The sequence below is a fragment of the Pectobacterium parmentieri genome (genome assembly GCF_001742145.1).
In the GTDB taxonomy this organism is placed as follows: domain Bacteria; phylum Pseudomonadota; class Gammaproteobacteria; order Enterobacterales; family Enterobacteriaceae; genus Pectobacterium; species Pectobacterium parmentieri.
Map to the genome: position 1 here is coordinate 2,183,829 of NZ_CP015749.1, position 18,902 is coordinate 2,202,730.

16 protein-coding genes are annotated in these 18,902 nt (G+C 52.5%); 8 read left to right on the forward strand and 8 right to left on the reverse strand.

Annotation, left to right across the window (positions count from 1 at the left end; all coding sequences use genetic code 11):
• Positions 1-287: 287 nt before the first annotated feature.
• Together patD and A8F97_RS24355 are read right to left on the reverse strand one after the other, a co-directional pair.
• Entirely contained in the window at positions 288-1,712 is a 1,425-nt protein-coding gene (gene patD / locus A8F97_RS09745) for an aminobutyraldehyde dehydrogenase (RefSeq protein WP_014699477.1), read from the reverse strand.
• Positions 1,713-1,832: 120 nt separating this feature from the next.
• A complete protein-coding gene (locus A8F97_RS24355) occupies positions 1,833-2,000 on the reverse strand; it encodes a hypothetical protein (RefSeq protein WP_154665127.1) in 168 nt (55 codons plus the stop codon).
• A 244-nt stretch (positions 2,001-2,244) separates the two neighbouring features.
• Between A8F97_RS24355 and A8F97_RS09750 the strand changes: the two genes are divergently transcribed.
• From A8F97_RS09750 to A8F97_RS09765, 4 genes are all read left to right on the forward strand, one after another.
• Entirely contained in the window at positions 2,245-2,754 is a 510-nt protein-coding gene (locus A8F97_RS09750) for an RNA polymerase sigma factor (protein ID WP_005970817.1), read from the forward strand.
• Between the two features lie 99 nt (positions 2,755-2,853).
• Positions 2,854-3,807 (forward strand): FecR family protein, encoded by a 954-nt coding sequence (locus tag A8F97_RS09755; RefSeq protein WP_033071324.1) that lies wholly within the window; start codon positions 2,854-2,856, stop codon positions 3,805-3,807.
• Between the two features lie 277 nt (positions 3,808-4,084).
• Positions 4,085-6,763, forward strand: a complete 2,679-nt coding sequence (locus tag A8F97_RS09760) for a TonB-dependent receptor (RefSeq protein ID WP_033071323.1) — start codon at positions 4,085-4,087, stop codon at positions 6,761-6,763.
• Positions 6,764-7,639: 876 nt separating this feature from the next.
• The gene (locus tag A8F97_RS09765; protein WP_014699472.1) at positions 7,640-8,980 is read left to right on the forward strand and encodes an anaerobic C4-dicarboxylate transporter; all 1,341 of its coding nucleotides are present in this window, start codon (positions 7,640-7,642) and stop codon (positions 8,978-8,980) included.
• A gap of 119 nt (positions 8,981-9,099) precedes the next feature.
• Here the strand turns inward: A8F97_RS09765 and cuyB are convergent, their stop codons facing one another.
• The 6 genes from cuyB to A8F97_RS09795 all read right to left on the reverse strand — a co-directional run bounded on the left by cuyB (position 9,100) and on the right by A8F97_RS09795 (position 14,539).
• Positions 9,100-9,816, reverse strand: a complete 717-nt coding sequence (gene cuyB / locus A8F97_RS09770) for a cysteate racemase (protein ID WP_033071322.1) — start codon at positions 9,814-9,816, stop codon at positions 9,100-9,102.
• Positions 9,813-10,826, reverse strand: a complete 1,014-nt coding sequence (gene cuyA, locus A8F97_RS09775; protein WP_033071321.1) for a D-cysteate sulfo-lyase — start codon at positions 10,824-10,826, stop codon at positions 9,813-9,815. The genes cuyB and cuyA overlap by 4 nt, the downstream gene beginning before the upstream one ends.
• 20 nt (positions 10,827-10,846) lie before the next feature.
• Entirely contained in the window at positions 10,847-11,650 is an 804-nt protein-coding gene (locus A8F97_RS09780; RefSeq protein WP_033071320.1) for an ABC transporter ATP-binding protein, read from the reverse strand.
• A complete protein-coding gene (locus A8F97_RS09785; protein WP_015730232.1) occupies positions 11,647-12,420 on the reverse strand; it encodes an ABC transporter permease in 774 nt (257 codons plus the stop codon). Before A8F97_RS09785 ends, A8F97_RS09780 begins: the two co-directional genes overlap by 4 nt.
• A gap of 6 nt (positions 12,421-12,426) precedes the next feature.
• Positions 12,427-13,455, reverse strand: a complete 1,029-nt coding sequence (locus A8F97_RS09790; protein WP_033071319.1) for a taurine ABC transporter substrate-binding protein — start codon at positions 13,453-13,455, stop codon at positions 12,427-12,429.
• Positions 13,456-13,516: 61 nt separating this feature from the next.
• Positions 13,517-14,539: a malate/lactate/ureidoglycolate dehydrogenase gene (locus tag A8F97_RS09795; protein ID WP_033071318.1), complete on the reverse strand. Its 1,023-nt coding sequence runs from the start codon at positions 14,537-14,539 to the stop codon at positions 13,517-13,519.
• 321 nt (positions 14,540-14,860) lie between these two features.
• On the opposite strand from A8F97_RS09795, the gene A8F97_RS09800 reads away from it, so the two are divergent.
• The 4 genes from A8F97_RS09800 to A8F97_RS09815 all read left to right on the forward strand — a co-directional run bounded on the left by A8F97_RS09800 (position 14,861) and on the right by A8F97_RS09815 (position 18,851).
• Positions 14,861-15,883, forward strand: a complete 1,023-nt coding sequence (locus tag A8F97_RS09800) for an ABC transporter substrate-binding protein (RefSeq protein WP_033071317.1) — start codon at positions 14,861-14,863, stop codon at positions 15,881-15,883.
• Between the two features lie 54 nt (positions 15,884-15,937).
• Positions 15,938-16,792, forward strand: a complete 855-nt coding sequence (locus A8F97_RS09805; protein WP_014699456.1) for an ABC transporter ATP-binding protein — start codon at positions 15,938-15,940, stop codon at positions 16,790-16,792.
• Positions 16,764-17,630, forward strand: coding sequence for an ABC transporter permease (locus A8F97_RS09810; RefSeq protein ID WP_014699455.1), 867 nt, complete (start codon positions 16,764-16,766; stop codon positions 17,628-17,630). The genes A8F97_RS09805 and A8F97_RS09810 overlap by 29 nt, the downstream gene beginning before the upstream one ends.
• A 117-nt stretch (positions 17,631-17,747) precedes the next feature.
• On the forward strand, positions 17,748-18,851 hold the full coding sequence (locus A8F97_RS09815) for an iron-containing alcohol dehydrogenase family protein (RefSeq protein WP_033071316.1): 1,104 nt from the start codon (positions 17,748-17,750) through the stop codon (positions 18,849-18,851).
• Positions 18,852-18,902: the final 51 nt, after the last annotated feature.

Sequence of the window (18,902 nt, forward strand, 5' to 3'; positions counted from 1 at the left end):
TAATGCACATAACACACCAGCCGCCCGCCCCAAATCAAAATAAAATACAAAAACGCGATCTAAACCAAAAATATGGCAGATGATTTGAACTAAATACGAATATTTGAAATTAATAACCAAATGACATGGCGAATGCCAGCGTGGAGATCATCAATATATCTTACGACTGCTCCACTTTTGCCCAGTGCGCCCTCTTTTGGGGCGCGTCTAGGTTGGACGAACTCGCTATTTGATCACTTTACTTCTCAAGCAAAACAAGTAGTGCCTCTTCGGTAGAATGAATAACCTTAGTGCCGGATCATGATATGGCGCACGATGGTGTAATCTTCCAGCCCGTACATCGACATGTCTTTGCCGTAGCCGGATAGCTTCTGTCCGCCGTGCGGCATTTCACTGACTAACATAAAGTGGGTGTTCACCCAGGTACAACCGTATTGAAGACACGCGGCCAGACGGTGTGCTCGCCCGATATCGCGCGTCCAAACCGACGAAGCCAGCCCGTAATGCGAGGCATTCGCCCAACCAATCACCTGCGCTTCATCGTCGAACGGCGTAATCGAGATGACAGGGCCAAACACCTCTTTCTGAACAATTTCATCTTCCTGCTTCGCGCCTGCCAACACCGTCGGTTGGAAATAGAATCCCTGTCCTTTCACCCGCTCACCACCGGTCACGACCATGATGTGCGGCAGCGCTTTGGCGCGTTCGACAAAACCAATCACACGTTCAAGCTGCGGCTCAGTAATCAACGGCCCCAACTCGGTCGTTTCATCGTGCGGATCGCCCATTTTCAGCGTTGCCACCGCTTTTCCTAATGCTTCCACAACCTCATCATAAATCGCACGCTGCACATAGAGTCGACAGGCGGCGGTACAATCTTGCCCTGCGTTGTAAAAACCGAAACTGCGGATCCCATCAACCACCTGATCGATATCTGCATCATCAAACACAATCACTGGTGCCTTGCCACCCAGCTCCATATGCGTGCGTTTTACGCTGGCAGCAGTATGGGCAAGGATATGCGATCCGGTCGCGATCGAACCGGTTAGCGACACCATGTTGACTTTCTCATGCCCTGTCAGCGCATCACCGATGTCAGCACCACGCCCGAACAGGATATTCACCACGCCAGCAGGGAGTATCTCCGCCAGCAAATGTGCCAGATAGAATGTCGTCAGCGGGGTTTGCTCCGCCGGTTTCAACACCACGCAGTTTCCCGCCGCCAGCGCCGGTGCCAGCTTCCACGATGCCATCATCAGCGGGTAATTCCACGGGGCGATGGACGCCACCACGCCAACCGGATCGCGCCGAATCATGGAGGTATGCCCTTCCAGATATTCTCCCGCCGCCGAACCACTTAGGCAACGTGCCGCCCCGGCAAAAAAACGAAAGACATCCGCCACCGCCGGCACTTCATCATTCAGCGCCGCATGATAGGGTTTACCGCAGTTCAGTGATTCCAGCTCAGCGAACGTTTCGGCATTTTTCTCGATGGCATCGGCAATCCGTAACAGCAGCGTCGCACGCGTTTTCGGCGTGGTCTGTCCCCAGTGTGCAAAAGCGGACTCCGCAGCCAGAACGGCTGCATCAACCTGGTGCAGATCGGCCTGGGCAATAGCGGCAATTTGCTCCCCCGTTGCGGGGTTGAATACCGGCAATATCTCGCCTTTTCCTGCGACCAACTTGCCTTCTATCAGTAATTTGTCATGCATACATTTTCCTTACAGAGAGAAAACGATCGTGTTTTTCATCACTATCTGCAAAATGTCTGTGCAAAAAACCTGCCACGTTATGTTTGATCGTCAATCCGTTCTGCAACAGGCGGCGTCAGACTAAGGCGCGTTACCCGATTCTTTCTTCGACTGCGTCGCGGCTTGTCGTGCTTCCTCCGCCAGCGCCTCAATCTCTTCTTCCGTCAGTTGATCTGACGCCTCATGCACCTTTGCCAGCCCTTCGCTGACGGTCACGTCTTTGGGATCGTCCTGCGTTGTCATCGTCATGCCTCTCAATCAAGTAATACGTCGACAAAGATAAGTGTAGTCGACGGCAAAAATCCGCCAACCTGAAGAAGATTTAACGCTGCTTTCCGATTCGTCATATGTGATAATAATTATCAATTACATCACATTTATTATTCAGGGCCTTACCCCGTTAGCGGACAATCACTATGGATAGCTCTGTGACAAGGAAAAGGGGTTCTGTTGCCGCAGAGGCGGCAGGAAGATTACCTGACGGGACGTTGGCATGTCAGAGTCTGAACTCAGAATGCTGTTCAACCACTATGCAGAACGGTTAGAACGCTATCTCAATCATAAACTGCGCGACCCTCAAACAGCGGCAGATCTGGTGCAAGAGAGTTTTTTACGGTTGGCACAACGGCTGGAGCAGCAGGACGATGTAGACGACAAGAAAGCGTATCTCTATAAAACAGCCAATAATTTACTGCTCGACCATGTCCGCCACCAGCAGCGTTGGCAGATGGCAGCGTGTGTTGACGACGTGGATACGACGCTGGACTCTCTGCCGGATGCTACTCCCCAACTCGATCGAGCAGCGATCGCTCAACAGGAACTGGAGCGTCTGGCAAACGTATTGGCAACATTGCCTGAACGCACGCAGCAGATATTTCACCTACACCGGTTCGAACACATGATGCAGGCACAAATTGCTCAGCAATTGGATATTTCCCTCAGCACCGTTGAGAAACATCTTGCTATGGCTCTGCATGCCATGCTGACGATCCGCTCCTCGTGAAAATAGTCGGCAATAATGAAATAATCACAAATTATTTACGGGTTTATTACCCTCAGACGTCTACTTATTTAGAGACCCTACCCACTCCAGGCCTATAACATGAACGATTATCCCCCTGAAATCCATCAGCAGGCAGCACGATGGGCCATACGTCTGGCCGAAGCACCGCTGGACGATGAACAGGAACTGACATTCCAGCGCTGGCTGGCACAGGATCCCCGCCATCGCCACGCTTTGGAACAGGCAGGGATGCTCTGGCATGAGTTAGGGTCGCTCAGCCCCGAGCAAAAGCAGGTGCTACAACCACAACCGGTAGCCCAATTACCCGTCAGACGCGTCAATCGCGTGACACAATGGAAAATCGCGGCCTTATTGTTGCTGGGTTTCAGTCTCGGCACGACGTGGATTTCCGACGGCATCATCACGCTGCGCTCAGACTACCACGCGGATCATCAGGTTAAACAGGTTACGCTACCGGACGGCAGCCTGGTCGATATGGATGCAGGTAGCGCCATCGTTCTTGCCTACACGTCGCAGGAACGGCGAGTTACGTTGTTACAAGGTTCGGCCTGGTTCACCGTTGCCCCAACGAATGCACAGGAAAAACGTCCTTTCTTAGTTGAAGCGGCATCGGGAACGACACAGGCGTTGGGTACGCAATTCATTGTGCAGAATACACCGCAGACCACGACGGTCGGCGTGGTGGAGCACAGCGTTCAGGTAACCACAAGTGGACAAACACTGCAGCTTGATGAAGAGCAGGCCGCACGCTATACCAAACAAGGTGTGACACGTCTTCCCGGCTGGAATAGCCGCGAACGCGGCGATTGGCGACGTGGTCTGCTGATATTTGATCAACAACCGCTCGCTATCGTGATCGCCCGTATCAATCAGTACCGCTCTGGTACGATCGTCATCCCTAATTCAGCACTGCGCCAACGCCAGGTCAGCGGCATGTTTTCGCTTAACGAACTGGATGGCGCGCTGCAAACCATGGCCGTTGAGCTGGGTGCCAAAACCGTTTCGCTCCCCGGCATCACTATTTTGTACTGATCTATACCGATTCACCTCCCTCCGGTATTTCCTTTCGCTACCGCTCCTGCAATACCGTTCGGGAGTGGTGAGCACTCATCAAGAACCACGACGTTTACAATGCCGTAACTCATCGGTGAAAAAATTTTTAATATTTTTTTACGGGTTCTGTTACCTCAACCGTCTTCATATTTAGATAATGATTTTTATTATCATTTCCATTAATGACGAAAGAATTACTTATCATTTTGTTTATTAATGTTTATTAGTCATTTAACTGACGGTAGACCAGGCAAAAATGTTAAAAAAAACACAACAGCAAGATATCCGTTTATTACAACTCACTCCCCTTTCTCTCGCCGTCGGCATTGCACTCTCACTGCTGAGTTCGTACCACTCTGCACAAGCAGAGACACAGGCCGCCAACGTTCAGGAATCGATTCGTCAAAGCATTACCTTTTCCATCAGCCCGCAACCACTGAGTAGCGCGTTGCTCCGCTTCGCCGAGCAGGCCGGGCTACAGGTGTTCTTTGCTGACGTCAACCTCGAAAATATGCAGGCCACCGCGCTTCAAGGCCGCTTCACGCCCGAGCCAGGGCTACGCCAGTTGATCGGCACCAACCCGGTTGATTTTCAGATCGACAACAACGGCGTGATTACCCTGCGGCCTCGCTCGGCCAATGTCGATACAGCCAAAATAGACGATGTCATGACGGTACGCGCGTTCACCGTCGCCAATCCCGGTGACTGGATCTATGAGCAACCGCGCGCCATCAGCGTGATTTCACGCGAGCAGTTGGATAACCGCCCCACTCGCCACGCCGCCGATATGCTGGAACAATCCGCTGGCGTGTACTCCAGCGTCAGCCAGCAAGACCCTGCACTGTCAGTGAACATTCGCGGGATACAGGACTTCGGGCGCGTGAATATGAACATTGATGGCGTGCGCCAGAATTTCCAAAAAACCGGCTACGGACAGCGCAACGGGCAGATGTATATCGACTCAGAGTTGCTCTCCAGTGCCACGATTGAAAAGGGCGCGACAAACGTGATGGGCAGCGCAGGGACACTAGGCGGCGTCGCCACCTTTAATACGGCCAGCGCCCACGATTTTCTGGCTCCAGGTAAAGAACTGGGCGGAAAACTGCACGCCAGCACGGGCGACAACGGGACACATTTTATCGGCAGCGGCATCCTCGCGCTCGGCAACGAAAGCGGCGATATTCTGGTGGGTGCCAGCGAACGCCATTTGGGCGACTACTGGCCGGGTAACGACGGCAACCTCGGGAATATCCGTATTCCCGGCAATTCGAGTAATTACGCAACGTGGGCGGATAGCTTAAAGCATCAGAAAGTAAGCAGTGCAGCCTACACCATGCGCTCACGGCTGGCGAAAGTCGGCTGGAATCTCCCCGCTAACCAGCGTTTCCAACTCAGCTATATGCAGACACAAACCTCTTCCGAAAACGCAGGGACACTATCCAATCTCTCCAATACTGACCTGGGGTGGAGAGCCAGCGGACACAGCGATATTATGGCGCGTAGTACCGCGCTGGATTACAGCCTGAAGCCAGACAACCAGCGCTGGCTGGATTTGAAGACCAAGATTTATTACGCCGATACCAATAACAACACCGATAACTATGCTCTTTCCAATACCAGCGCATATCACGAGCGCACGCGATTACGCACCTACGGGGTGCAGGCGCAAAACACTTCGACGCTGTTGCAACGGGGTGCTCACGAGCTAAAAGCCGATTACGGACTGGATTTTTATTACGACAAAATCACCACGGACAGTACCAATAGCACGGCCAGTAACGCGACTCCGGAAGGGAACCGTGCGATAGTCAGCCAGTTCTTCAATCTGAATTATGCCTACGATGAGTGGGTAACGCTGCAAGGCGGCCTGCGTTACGATCGTTATCGGTTACGCGGCACCACCAGCATCAGCTATAGGGAAATTCCCTATACCATCACGGACCCCTGTAGGGAAAGGTCGATCGCGCGTTGCCCATCGTTCGTGACCACCACGCAGGATTGGAATGTCGATGACGAACACGGCAAGCTTTCCCCTACGCTATTTGCTGGCGTCCGACCCGGCGTTGATTGGCTACAGTTGTTCACCAGCTATGGCTTATCCTGGCGGCCGCCTTCCGTCAGCGAAACCTTTGCCAACGGCACCTACAGCGCGGGTAATTATTACCTGTATCCGAATCCTAACCTCAAGCCAGAGCGCTCACGCGCCTGGGAGGTCGGATTCAATATTCAGAAGCCCGAATTGCTTATGGATGGCGACAGGCTGGTCACCAAAGTGTCCTACTTTGACACCCGAATAAACAACTACATCAGCCTGAACGGCGCACGTAACAAACCGGGCTATAACGGCTATTCGCTCAGTAATTCCGTGTTCCAGAACAACCTGGTGAAGAGCCGTTTCCGCGGGATGGAATATCAACTTAATTACGACGCGGGCTTTCTGTATGTCGATGCAACCTACACTCACATGATCGGCAATAACGATTTCTGTGCACCGGTAGCCTGGATGGGTGGCGTCACGACGGTTGGCGGCTCCAGAGGTAACTATTACTCCACGCCTGTCGATACCACGGCCAGTGACTTCTCTTGCCAGAAAACGCTGTTATTCAGCAACGCGGCCTACCTCCCCGGCGATCGCGGCTCTGTCACGCTGGGGACGCGCATCTTCGATCGCAAGCTGGATATGGGTGTCACGATGCGTTTTGCTCCGGGCTATCAGGACACTGCCGCACCGGCCAACTCCGCCTATTTAGCCGACTGGCCTAAATATGAAGTTTACGATCTGTACGCCAGCTATCGCCTGACTGACAGCCTGACGCTGCGCGGCTCCATCGAAAACATGGCTAACCGTACTTACATCGTGAGTTATGGCGAATCACTTGGTTACACACCAAGCCGAGGGAGAACGGTGCAGGCTGGGGCGGAATACCGATTCTGATTTCTCTGCTTCCCAACATGGGAAGCAGGAAAAAAAGGGAATGGCCACTGGCATGCTGATATTCGGCCATGTTCTGCTTTGGAGGGAAAATATCTGGCATCCAGATATTCTAAAAAAACCATAGGGATTTTATATTAATAACCAATCATACTATAAAGTAACATTGCCCTTCGCATCGAAGGCAAACATAGCAAAGAACAAATCAGCTATATTCCTGAAATGAATCACAACAACGGGCCGATATTTTATTTTTCGGCAATACCCTAATGGTCTGGCGTTGACTTCATAGTCAAAAAGGGATTCATTTTTCACGTTTTAAACTAATCATTTAAAAACAACAGAATATAAAAAAATACCCCATTTTAGGTAGATTAATTAACATCTAAATACGATTTTTCGTGGTAAGCGTTAACGAAAACAAAAAATAAAACAACATGAACCACAACAAAATAAGAACAAGAATTTAATCACTTTTAAAAACAACCCATCAACCATTAACAATCCAGCTAGCCAACGCGCCAATCACACATTAATAAATTAAATTTACACTTAAAAAACTAAAGTAACCATAAAAATGTAATTATTGCGAGCGGGATCTTTTATTTTCAGGAAAGAGGACAAAGATAAAAATTAATAGATTTAGATCAAGAAAACAAATAACAACCCGTCCATATAGTACCCACAGTAAATCTTTACTTATTTTAATTCTAACTAATCAATTCATCTTATATACCCTAAATAATTCGAGTTGCGTGAAGGTGGCAACTGAGCGAATCCTCAGGAACTTACTTAGGTAAGTGACTGAGGTGAGCAAAGGCAGCCAACGCACAAGCCGCTCGAAGTATGACGGGAATAAAGCAATGCAATGGGGCTACTATGGACTTCATCATTCAATTAGTCATTGTCCTGATCTGCCTTTTTTACGGGGCAAGAAAAGGCGGGATCGCGCTGGGTTTATTAGGCGGGGTCGGACTTGTTATTCTGGTCTTTATCTTTAAATTGCAACCGGGTAAACCACCCGTTGACGTCATGCTGGTTATTATTGCCGTGGTGGCTGCCTCGGCGACGCTTCAGGCATCGGGCGGGCTGGATGTCATGCTACAACTCGCGGAGCGTATGCTACGACGTAACCCGAAATACGTTTCGATTATCGCGCCGTTCGTCACCTGTATTCTGACGATCCTGTGCGGTACGGGCCACGTGGTGTATACCATTCTGCCAATTATTTATGATGTCGCCATCAAGAATAATATTCGTCCTGAAAGGCCAATGGCTGCCAGTTCAATCGGCGCACAGATGGGGATTATTGCCAGCCCGGTTTCCGTTGCCGTCGTTTCACTGGTTGCCATGCTGGCTAATTTCACCTTCCAGGGTAAGCATCTGGGATTCCTCGACCTGCTGTCAATCACCATCCCTTCTACCCTGCTGGGTATTCTGGCGATAGGGATTTTCAGTTGGTTCCGCGGTAAGGATCTGGACAAAGATGCCGATTTCCAGAAATTCATCGCCGACCCAGAAAACAAACAGTATGTGTATGGCGATACCGCCACGCTGCTGGACAGAAAACTGCCGCGCAGCAACTGGGTCGCCATGTGGATATTCTTGGCAACTATCGGTGCAGTGGCAATTCTAGGGGCGGTTGAAGAGCTGCGTCCGGTTTTCGCTGGCAAGCCGCTGTCGATGGTGCTGGTGATTCAGATGTTTATGCTGCTTTCCGGCGCTATCATCATTATCGCCACCAAAACCAATCCGTCATCGATCTCGAAAAATGAAGTATTCCGCTCGGGGATGATTGCCATCGTCGCGGTATATGGTATCGCCTGGATGGCGGAAACCATGTTCGGTGCGCATCTGGAAGAGATCAAAACCACGCTCGGATCATTGGTTAAGGTCTATCCGTGGGCCTATGCCATTATCCTGCTGATCGTGTCCAAGTTCGTTAACTCGCAGGCGGCAGCACTGGCAGCGATTGTCCCTGTTGCACTGGCAATCGGGGTCGATCCCGCTTATATCGTGGCGTCGGCACCAGCTTGCTACGGTTACTATATTCTGCCGACCTACCCAAGCGATCTGGCTGCTATCCAGTTTGACCGCTCCGGCACCACCAAAATCGGTCGTTTCGTCATCAACCACAGCTTCATTCTGCCAGGGTTGATCGGCGTAAGCACATCCTGCGTCTTTGGCTGGGTGTTCGCGGCGATGTACGGCTTCCTGTAATTCGGTTATCTGCCCCTAAAAAGCCGTCCAGCAATGGGCGGCTTTTTTATGGCGCCCCCTCCGGCATATCCCCCTCACGAGCCGTCGCAAGCGATGTTGAAAAACACACTATCCGTTTTTTATCTCTGTTGCCAGATACGGACACAGGCTTGCGCCAGCGCTCGTGTCGGATCGATGCTGATATCCCGCCAGCGTGACGACACCGCCTCCAGCGCAGGGGGGACCTCCGTACAGGCCAGCACCAAACGCTCTGCCCCGCGCTCCACCAATTGTGCAGCAAGCTGTTCGAGCAAACGCCCACCGTGCTGGAGTTCACCACGTTTTACCGCATAGCACCCCGGCACGAAGAGCGTCATCATTTCCTGCTCGTTTGGCACTACCGTTTCAGCACCTAACTGCGTGCTAAAACGCTGCTGATACCACCCGGCGTTTAGCGTCCCATGGGTCGCAATCAGCCCGATTTTTTGCGGTACTTTCTTTGTCTTCGCAGGTTGTGTAATGGCATACAGCGTGGCATCGGCAATATGCACCAGAGGCGCATCGCTTGCTTCAGACAATGCATCAAACCAGTGGTGTGCGGTATTACACGGCACCACAATATGACTGACCGACAAGCGGTTAAGCTGTAGGACAGCATGCAATAGCGCCGGTAACGGCGACTCACCGGTTCCTGCCAGAGCCTGTTGGCGGTCGGGAATCTGTGGCACGTTCCAGACAATCACTGGCACATGATCCTGATCGCGGTTAGCTGGCGTTTCTTCAACGATCTTATACAACAGATCGACCGTCGCCAGCGGCCCCATGCCCCCCAGTACACCAATCAGCGGCGTGCTCATTGTACTGCCGTTTGTTCGAACAGTTGACGGTAGCCAAACAACCCCGCTGCTCCCCCCGTATGAATAAAGACGATATTTTCATCAGTGCGAAAATGCCCCTGACGAATCAGATCGATCAGCCCCGCCATCCCCTTTCCGGAATAGACTGGATCGAGCAAAACTCCTTCCAACTGCGCCAACAGCCTGAGCGCTTCCAGCGTTCCTTCTGTCGGAATACCGTAGCCTTTGCCAACGTAGTCGCTGTTTACCTGCACAGCACTGCGCGGCAGTTCACCGGAGATCCCCAGCAGTTGCCAGGTGCGTTGCGCTAACGCGTAAACATTCTCTTCCTGCTTTGCTTTAGGCGCTCTGACGCTGATGCCTAGTAGCGGAATCTGGCTGTGTGTTGCCACCAGCCCAGTAACCAGCCCAGCCTGCGTTCCCGTGCTGCCCGTTGCATGGACAATGTGATCGATACGCAGACGCTGCTGGCTAGACTGGAACAATAGCTCTTCCGCACAGGCAACATAGCCCAACGCGCCTACCGGGCTGGAGCCGCCACCGGGGATGACATAAGGCTTAAATCCTTCTTTACGCAGTGATGCCGCCAACGTTTCCATCGCCTGCTGCATGTCCGTGCCGGCAGGCAGATGATCGATAATTTCACCGCCCAGCAGATTATCCAGCAGCACGTTGCCGGAGCGCTGGTAGTCTTCACCGTAGTCCTCCACGCGCTTTTCCAGCAGCACTTTGGTTTTCAGCCCCAACTTTGCCGCCGCTGCAATGGTTTGCCGCACATGGTTAGACTGTGTCGCGCCCTGCGTGATAATGACATCCGCGCCCTGCTGCTGTGCATCGGCTAACAGGAACTCCAGCTTACGGGTTTTATTCCCGCCGGTCGCCAGCCCGGTTGCATCGTCGCGTTTGATATAAACCGTCGGCCCGCCTAAATAGGCAGACAGGTTCGGCAGCGCCTCCAGCGGCGTAGGGAAATGGCCCAGTGATAAACGGGGGAATCGGGCAAGGTGCATGATGTTCTCCTGAAAATTGATTACAAATTAAGGTGACGGCGCGCTTCTTCACGAACACGATGTAAAATACGCTGCTTCAATGCGGCGTAGTCGGGATGTTGAGCCAGCGTTTCAATGTCTCGCTCACGGCCAAATGGCAGCCGAATCTCTTCCGCAATACGGCCAGGACGTGCAGACATCACCACGATTCGATCAGCCAGAAATAGCGCTTCATCGACGTCATGTGTGACAAACAACAATGTTGTGCCGGTTTTCTGCCAGGCGGACAGCAGCAGCTCCTGCATCATCAAACGGGTTTGTGCATCCAGCGCGCCAAACGGTTCGTCCATCAACAACACCTCGGGGTTCGGCAACCAGGCTCGCGCCAGCGCCACTCGCTGTTTCATCCCGCCGGAAAGCTGCCACGGATAGTGCTGCTGAAAGCCCTCCAGCCCAACCAGTGCCAGATAATCTTTCGCTTCACGTTGAATGCGGATTTTATCTGCACCCTGCATCCGTGGGCCAAACGTCACGTTTTCCAGCACGGTAAGCCAGGGGAATAAATTGGCCTGCTGAAATACCATGCCGCGCGACGGCCCCGGACGACGAACAGGCGTGCTACTGCACAGTACCCGTCCCGCATCAGCGGTTTCAAAACCCGCGATCAAATTGAGAATGGTTGATTTACCGCAGCCGGAAGGGCCAAGCAGCACCACAAACTCGCCCTTGGCAATCTGGAGAGAAACATCATCCAACACCGTTAGGGGGCCGCTCTGTGATGGAAATGCGAGGCTAACGTGTTCAACAGCAATGTGTGGCGCATCGGGTTGAGAATGTTCTGTCATGATGATTTTCCCGCCCACGGCACAAAGATGCGCTGCGCACCGACCAGTAGCAGATCGAGCACATAGCCAATCCCCCCCAATAGTAAGATGCCCAACATGACAATATCGGTACGCAGATAAGCACTGGCATTCATCACCATCCAGCCAATACCCGAGGTAGCAGCGACCATTTCAGCCGCAATCAGCGACGTCCAACCAACACCGATAGCCAGCCGCACCGTAGTGAACAGCTCCGGTAGCGTATCGGGCAACACCACGTGGAGAAAGATCTGGCGAGGGCTTGCGCCGAGCGTTTGCGCGACGCGGATACGGGAACGTTCCACGCGATCCACGGCGGCACAGGCACCGACCACAACGCTGAGAAAAGTCGCGATAAAGATCAGAAAGAATTTGGATGCTTCGCCAATTCCCAACCAGACTACCGCCAGCGGGATCAGTGCAATTTTAGGTAACGGTCGCAGAAACTGAACGAAAGGATTAAACACGGCAGCGATCGGAGGCGATAACCCCATCAGCAGCCCAAGCGGGACACCAAGAATAATGGCAACGCTGAAGGCGCTCAGCGCTCGAGCAACACTGACGGCAATGTGTTCCCATAGCGACACCTGCCGATAGCCATCTTGCGCTAATTCCCCCGCAGTCAGGAGAATATCCGACAGCGGCGGTAGCAACAGCGGATCCACCCACTGCTGCGCCCCCGCCCACTGCCATAATGCGAGCACTACCGCCACAGAGGTGATGCTCAATAACACATAAGACGTTCTTTTCACGACCCGTTAATTCCCTTTCGCGGCCTGCTTCAGATAGGAGGAATTAATGGAGTCAGCGAACGATGCGGGAATATCGCGCTGGCGAACCTCGCCAATACTCTCCAGAAAATGGGCCGTTTTGGCGACCGCCTGACCGATACCGCTACGATCTGTGTTATTGCCGTCACCTAGCCACTGTGCCGTCGCCTGCTGCTCCAGCGTCGGATATTCCAGCCCTGACAGCGTATTGGTTGCCGTCGTAACGGGCGCCCCCACCTCTTTTGCCACAATCGCCGCGGCCTTTTCTGGGTCCTGACGGAATTCATCCACTTTCTGCTGATGTACCCGCAGGAAGCGTGCCACCGTTTTTGGGTACTGCTGGGCAAACGCCTTCCTGACCACATAATTGTTGTAAATCAGATAACCGTCTTTTTGCAGGTCTTTGGTCGCAAAAATCGCGTGTCCAGCGGAGGCTTCCAGTTCCTGCGCGAACGGTGCCCAGACATAGCCTGCATCAATATCACCACGTTTCCATGCCGCCACCATCTCAGCCGGACGTAGCGGAATAAGGGTAATCTTGCTGCGGTCTAGCTTGTTGACCGCGATTGCCGCTTCCAGCGCATACTGCGCCGTTGAATTTGGCGGATAAGCTACGCGCTTCCCTTCGATATCTTTCAGCGTAGTGATGCCAGACTTGGCAATCAGGCGCTCATACGTGGCGATAACACCGGATACACCGACAATCTCTACCGGCAGTTTTCTGACAATCCCTGCCGTCGCTGGGCTGGAACCGAAGTTGGCGATATCAATCGCGTTACTGGCGAAATAATTCAGCGCATCAGCACCGGAAGCAAATTGTACCCACTTCACTGGCGCACCTAGCGTTTTTTGCAACGAGCCGTCGGCTTTAGCTAACACTAAAACTTGTGAACCGCCGCTATAAGCCACGCGCACTTCATCAGGATGCTTTTCAGGAGCATTGCTTTCTGCCGCCAGTACAGAGGTTGCCATTAATAACAAACCACCTACGCCGACTGCGCTCAATATATTTTTCATTGTTTTTCCCTATGGCGTTAAATAAACAACCAGTTAAATAAGTTAATAAATCATTAATTCATTAGGCCACTTTATTATTTAAATAAGATAGTTGTCCCCAACTGATATCATCGACGAAAATACCGTCCGTTAACCGCTGACGATAGGTTTGTTTTTCTTTATCACCCGGCAGTAATAATCCATCATCATCACGGGATTGGCGTACCCATTCTAATAACGCAGGTATTTCCTGTTGATAGGTTGTCGCTCCACCTAATTTTTTCGGATCGATTAAAATAGACAACATACTGTTAATAATCTGCTTGCCCTCGCCTTTCGCCGTGCGTTCCGTTTTCCCTCCGGTCAATGCCGCGCCAAGTAAAGAACAAATCAGCGAAAGCCCCGACCCTTTATGTTCCCCAAACGGCAACAGTGCACCCAGCGGTTGTTCCATCAGCCAGCGCGGATCCACCGTCGGATTACCTTCGTTATCGACAATACAGCCAGGCGCAACCGATTTACCCTCATTCCATGCGATACGAGCCTTGTTACCGGCAATCATGCTGGTAGCAAAATCCAGAATCACGGGGTCACCCTGTTCGACCGGAATACCAGCGCAGAACGGATTGGTTCCAAAACGCGCCTGTTGCCCCTGCCACGGCAGCACTACTGGCTTGGTATACACATTGGCAAAGTGCAGCGATACCAGCCCAACCTCTGCGGCCTGTTCCGCCCACGCGCCAATGCGCCCCAGATGGTGAGCATTGGCTAAACTCACCACCGCCAGACCATGCGTTTGCGCACGTGTTATACCTTCTGCCAGTGCCTGCTTTGCCACCACTTGCCCAAAACCCTGCTGACCGTCAAACGAGACCAGTGAGCCAAAATCCAGCGTTTTTTCCACCTGCGCGTGAGGTGAAAGCCCGCCTTCGCGAATCGCTTCAATATAACGCGGCAACATACTAACGCCGTGCGAGTCATGCCCTTTCAGGCTGGATTCGACAAGATTATCCGCCACAATTTCTGCAATTGATGCGTCCACATCATTTTCTGTCAGTCGGTCGCGTAAATAATCACGTAAATAGTAATGGCTAAAAACAGGCATATCATTCTCTGTATACTGAAATATAAATGTAAGGCCCACTATAACGCGCAGGTTTTTATCCATAACTGAAAAATAAAACTATCTATAGCAACTATTTAGCTAAGGCAGTGATTGGCTTGTTTTCTCGTGCGCATTACTATTTAAAATCACATTTATTCTAACTTATTCCAAAAAACACTTTAGCGGCAACGGGCTAAGAAAATAGGATGCTTTCTTTAAGGTGTTATTTACGACGCGTTATTTATTTAAATATTCACCTGCCGTTTTTCTATTTATTTCATACCCGTATTTATTGCTGCTTAACCATGAGAGATAACGATAATGAATCACTCACTTCCCGCGAAAAAATCGACGCGTTTCACACGTCTTGCCGCCATGATTGGCCTGACGTTAACGGCATTTGGTGCTAATGCGGAAGGTACCATTAGCATTGCGCAGCAGTTTGGCATTGGTTATCTGATCCTGGATGTCGTGCGCGATCAAAGCCTGATAGAAAAGCACGGTAAACAGCAAGGGCTGGATATTAAGGTATATTGGCGCACGCTTTCTGGCGCGACGGCGATCAACGAAGCGCTGCTATCCGGTGCCCTGGATGTGGCCTCTGCTGGTGTTCCGCCGATGCTCACCGTGTGGGATCGCACGCAGGGCCGCCAGAATGTGAAAGCGATCGCCTCACTCGGCTCCATGCCCAACTATTTGCTCAGCAATAACCCGGCAGTGAAATCCATCCGCGACCTGAGCGATAAAGACCGTATCGCCGTGCCTGCCGCAGGAGTTGGCTTCCAGTCACGCACGCTGCAAATCGAAACCGCGAAGCTCTACGGTGCAAAGGATTTCAAACGTTTCGACAAGATTTCCGTCAGCCTGCCGCATCCCGATGCTAGCGCAGCGCTTATCGCGGGCGGTTCCGAAATCAATGCCCATTTTTCCAGCCCGCCTTTCCAATATCAGGCGCTGGAACATGCCAATGTGCACAAAATTCTGAGCTCTTATGATGTGTTGGGCGGTCAGGCGACGTTCAACGTGCTGTATACCACACAGAAATTCCATGATGAAAATCCGAAAACCTATCGCGCCTTCTACGATGCCCTGAAGGAAGCCTCACAGATCGTCAAGGCAGATAAAGCCGCAGCGGCCGAAACCTATATTCGGGTAGAGAAATCGAAATTAGACCCTGAACTGGTGAAACGCATCGTCGCCGATCCCGAGATCGATTTTACCATCATCCCAGAACGCACCTATGTTTATGCCGAAAAGCTGCAACAGCTTGGCGTGCTAAAAAACAAAGCAACCTCCTGGAAAGACTATTTCTTTGCAGAAATCCACGACCAGCCGGGCAGCTAAACGCCGCATTACGCTAACCCGATATTCATGTTCGTTACCACGCAGGAGAAAAAGATGACGCACCCAATTCACAATGCCTTCGACCAACCGCTGTTGCAGGTTGACGGTGTCGGGCTGGAATACCGCACGCGGCGTAGTCTGGTGCGCGCCACCCATGATGTGAGTTTTGACGTCTTTCCCGCCGAACGTTTTGTGCTATTAGGGCCTTCCGGTTGCGGCAAATCCAGTTTGCTCAAATCTATCGGCGGCTTTTTGTCTCCGGTAGAAGGAGAAATCCGCCTCGGCGGCCAACGTGTCACACGGCCGGGCCCCGATCGCATCATGGTCTTTCAGGAGTTTGACCAGTTGCCGCCGTGGAAAACCGTGCTGGAAAATACGTTATTTCCACTGGTTGCCAGCCGTCAGGCAACGCGAGCCGAAGCAGAGGAACGCGCCCGCTATTTTCTCGATAAGGTCGGGCTGACGAAGTTTGTCGATGCTTATCCGCATACCTTATCCGGTGGGATGAAACAGCGTGTTGCCATCGCACGGGCGCTAACCATGCAGCCGAAAGTGCTGCTCATGGATGAGCCGTTCGCCGCACTGGATGCGCTAACCCGCCGCAAAATGCAGGAAGAATTGCTGGCGCTGTGGGAAGAGGTGCGCTTCACACTGCTGTTTGTCACCCACTCGATTGAGGAAGCGCTGATCGTCGGCAACCGAATTTTGCTGCTCTCGCCGCATCCGGGTCGCGTGCGGGCAGAAATCAACTGTCATCAGTTCTCACTGAGCGATCAAGGCGGTGACGTTTTTCAAAACACGGCACAGCGCATTCACCATCTTCTTTTTCCAACCGATGCCGACACGCGCTCGCCTGCCGCATCCACTCAAGGTAAACCCTATGAGCATTCAGCCCCCCGTGCGGCCTGAGTATGAGCGTGAACTGGCACCGCTGAAAGATTTTACCCTTGCCCAACCTCTGCCGCTGGCAACCCGTCTGTGGAATCAAACCTGGATTCGCAAGCTGGTGTTGTTGGCTGGGCTGTTACTGCTGTGGGAAATGGGTGCACGCTGGCAGAATAACGACCTAATGCTGCCCAGCTTCCTGCAAACATTTCAGGCGTTTCGCGACGATCTCGCCAGCGGCGAATTGCCGCATAAGATGGTGGTTTCACTTGGAACACTGCTGAAAGGCTATGTCATTGGCAGCCTGCTCGCGCTGGCGCTCAGCGCATTGGCGGTGTCCACCCGTTTTGGCCGCGATCTCTTAGGTACATTGACTTCCATGTTCAACCCGCTGCCTGCGATTGCGCTGCTGCCGCTGGCTCTGCTGTGGTTTGGGCTGGGAGAAAAAAGTCTGGTCTTCGTGCTCGTCCACTCGGTGATGTGGCCGATGGCGTTGAACACCTACTCCGGCTTTCTTGGCGTTTCAGAAACGCTGCGTATGGCGGGGCGTAACTACGGCCTGACTGGCTTTCGCTACATTAGCGCGATCCTGATCCCTGCTGCGTTGCCGTCGATTATCTCCGGCCTGAAGATCGGCTGGGCATTTGCCTGGCGCACCCTGATCGCCGCTGAGTTGGTGTTCGGGGCATCGAGCGGCAATGGCGGTTTGGGGTGGTACATCTTCCAGAACCGTAACGAGCTTTATACCGATCGGGTTTTCGCCGGGCTGGCTTCCGTCATCATCATCGGATTGCTCGTTGAGGGACTGGTGTTTTCCACGATCGAGAGAGTGACGGTTAAACGCTGGGGAATGCAGCGCTAGATGCTATTTCAGTTATGCGAAATCTTCCCGTTCATAGCCAGAATTGTTCTTTTGCGGCGATCTCTATCGCTGTTACAACTGATTTGTCTTTTCCTACAGAGATGAGAGATCGCGTACATGATTGCAATACAAGCGCCACAAACCTATCTGAATCGTGACGGCGTCATTCGTTCTGTTGGTGACTATGTTGCCCCTCACGCCAGCACGCTGTTGATTGTGACGAGTCCGCAGGCGTGGGAAAGGACGGCCAATGCCGTCGAACGTAGCCTCAATGAACATGGCTTACGTTATCAGGTCGAATTTTTGCCGGGCGATTGCACCAAATCGGCAATAGAGGCGCTAACCGCAGAGGCTCGCGCATTCAGCGCAGAACTGATTTTAGGCATCGGCGGTGGGCGCGTGCTTGATGTCGCCAAAGCCGTCGGCGATATTCTGGGGCAGATCCCTGTCATCGCCGTTCCTACCATTGCCGCTACCTGTGCTGCCTGGTCGCCAATCAGCGTGATTTACAGCGACAGTGGCGCACATAACGGCCCCTTTCCGCTGACGCGACTACCAGTCTGGGTGCTGGTAGACAGCGAGATTATCGCCCACAGCCCCTCGCGTTACCTCAAAGCCGGTATCGTGGATGCACTGGCAAAGTGGTACGAATTTCAACCGTATTTGCGTCACGGCGATGACGGGCTGGCCTTGGCGCTCAAAGCGCAAGCGGCACGACTGGCCGTGGAGACGTTTAATACATATGGCGAGCAGGCCATTGCGGATAATGAGCAAGGTCTGGTCACGCCAGCACTACATCGCGTGATCGACGCCGTTATCGCACTGGCTGGCGTGGCGAACAGCATGAAAGACGAGGTGCCGCGCATCGGCGTCGCGCATGCTATTCACAACAGCATGACACGCCTGCCGGAACTGCATGACTGGCTGCATGGGGAAAAAGTGGGCTTTGGTCTGGCCGCGCAGGCGTTTCTGGAACACGATAACGATGCTGACCGTGAAGAACTGTTCGCCCAACTGCGCCGCTACGGAAGCCCAGTGACGTTAAGCGCCCTCGGCCTGAACGAACGTCCACAATTAGTTGAAAGCATTGCGCAGAACGTGAAGATTGCACCGAAAATTGCCGCTCGTCTGCCTTTCGTAACGGATGCCGAACATATTCAGCAGGCGCTGTGGCGCACGCAAACGCTGGGAGAGAATACGATCAACAGCCACGCGGCGTAGTTGATACTCACCCTGTAAAATAGAAACGGGCGCATCAACTCTTCGATGCGC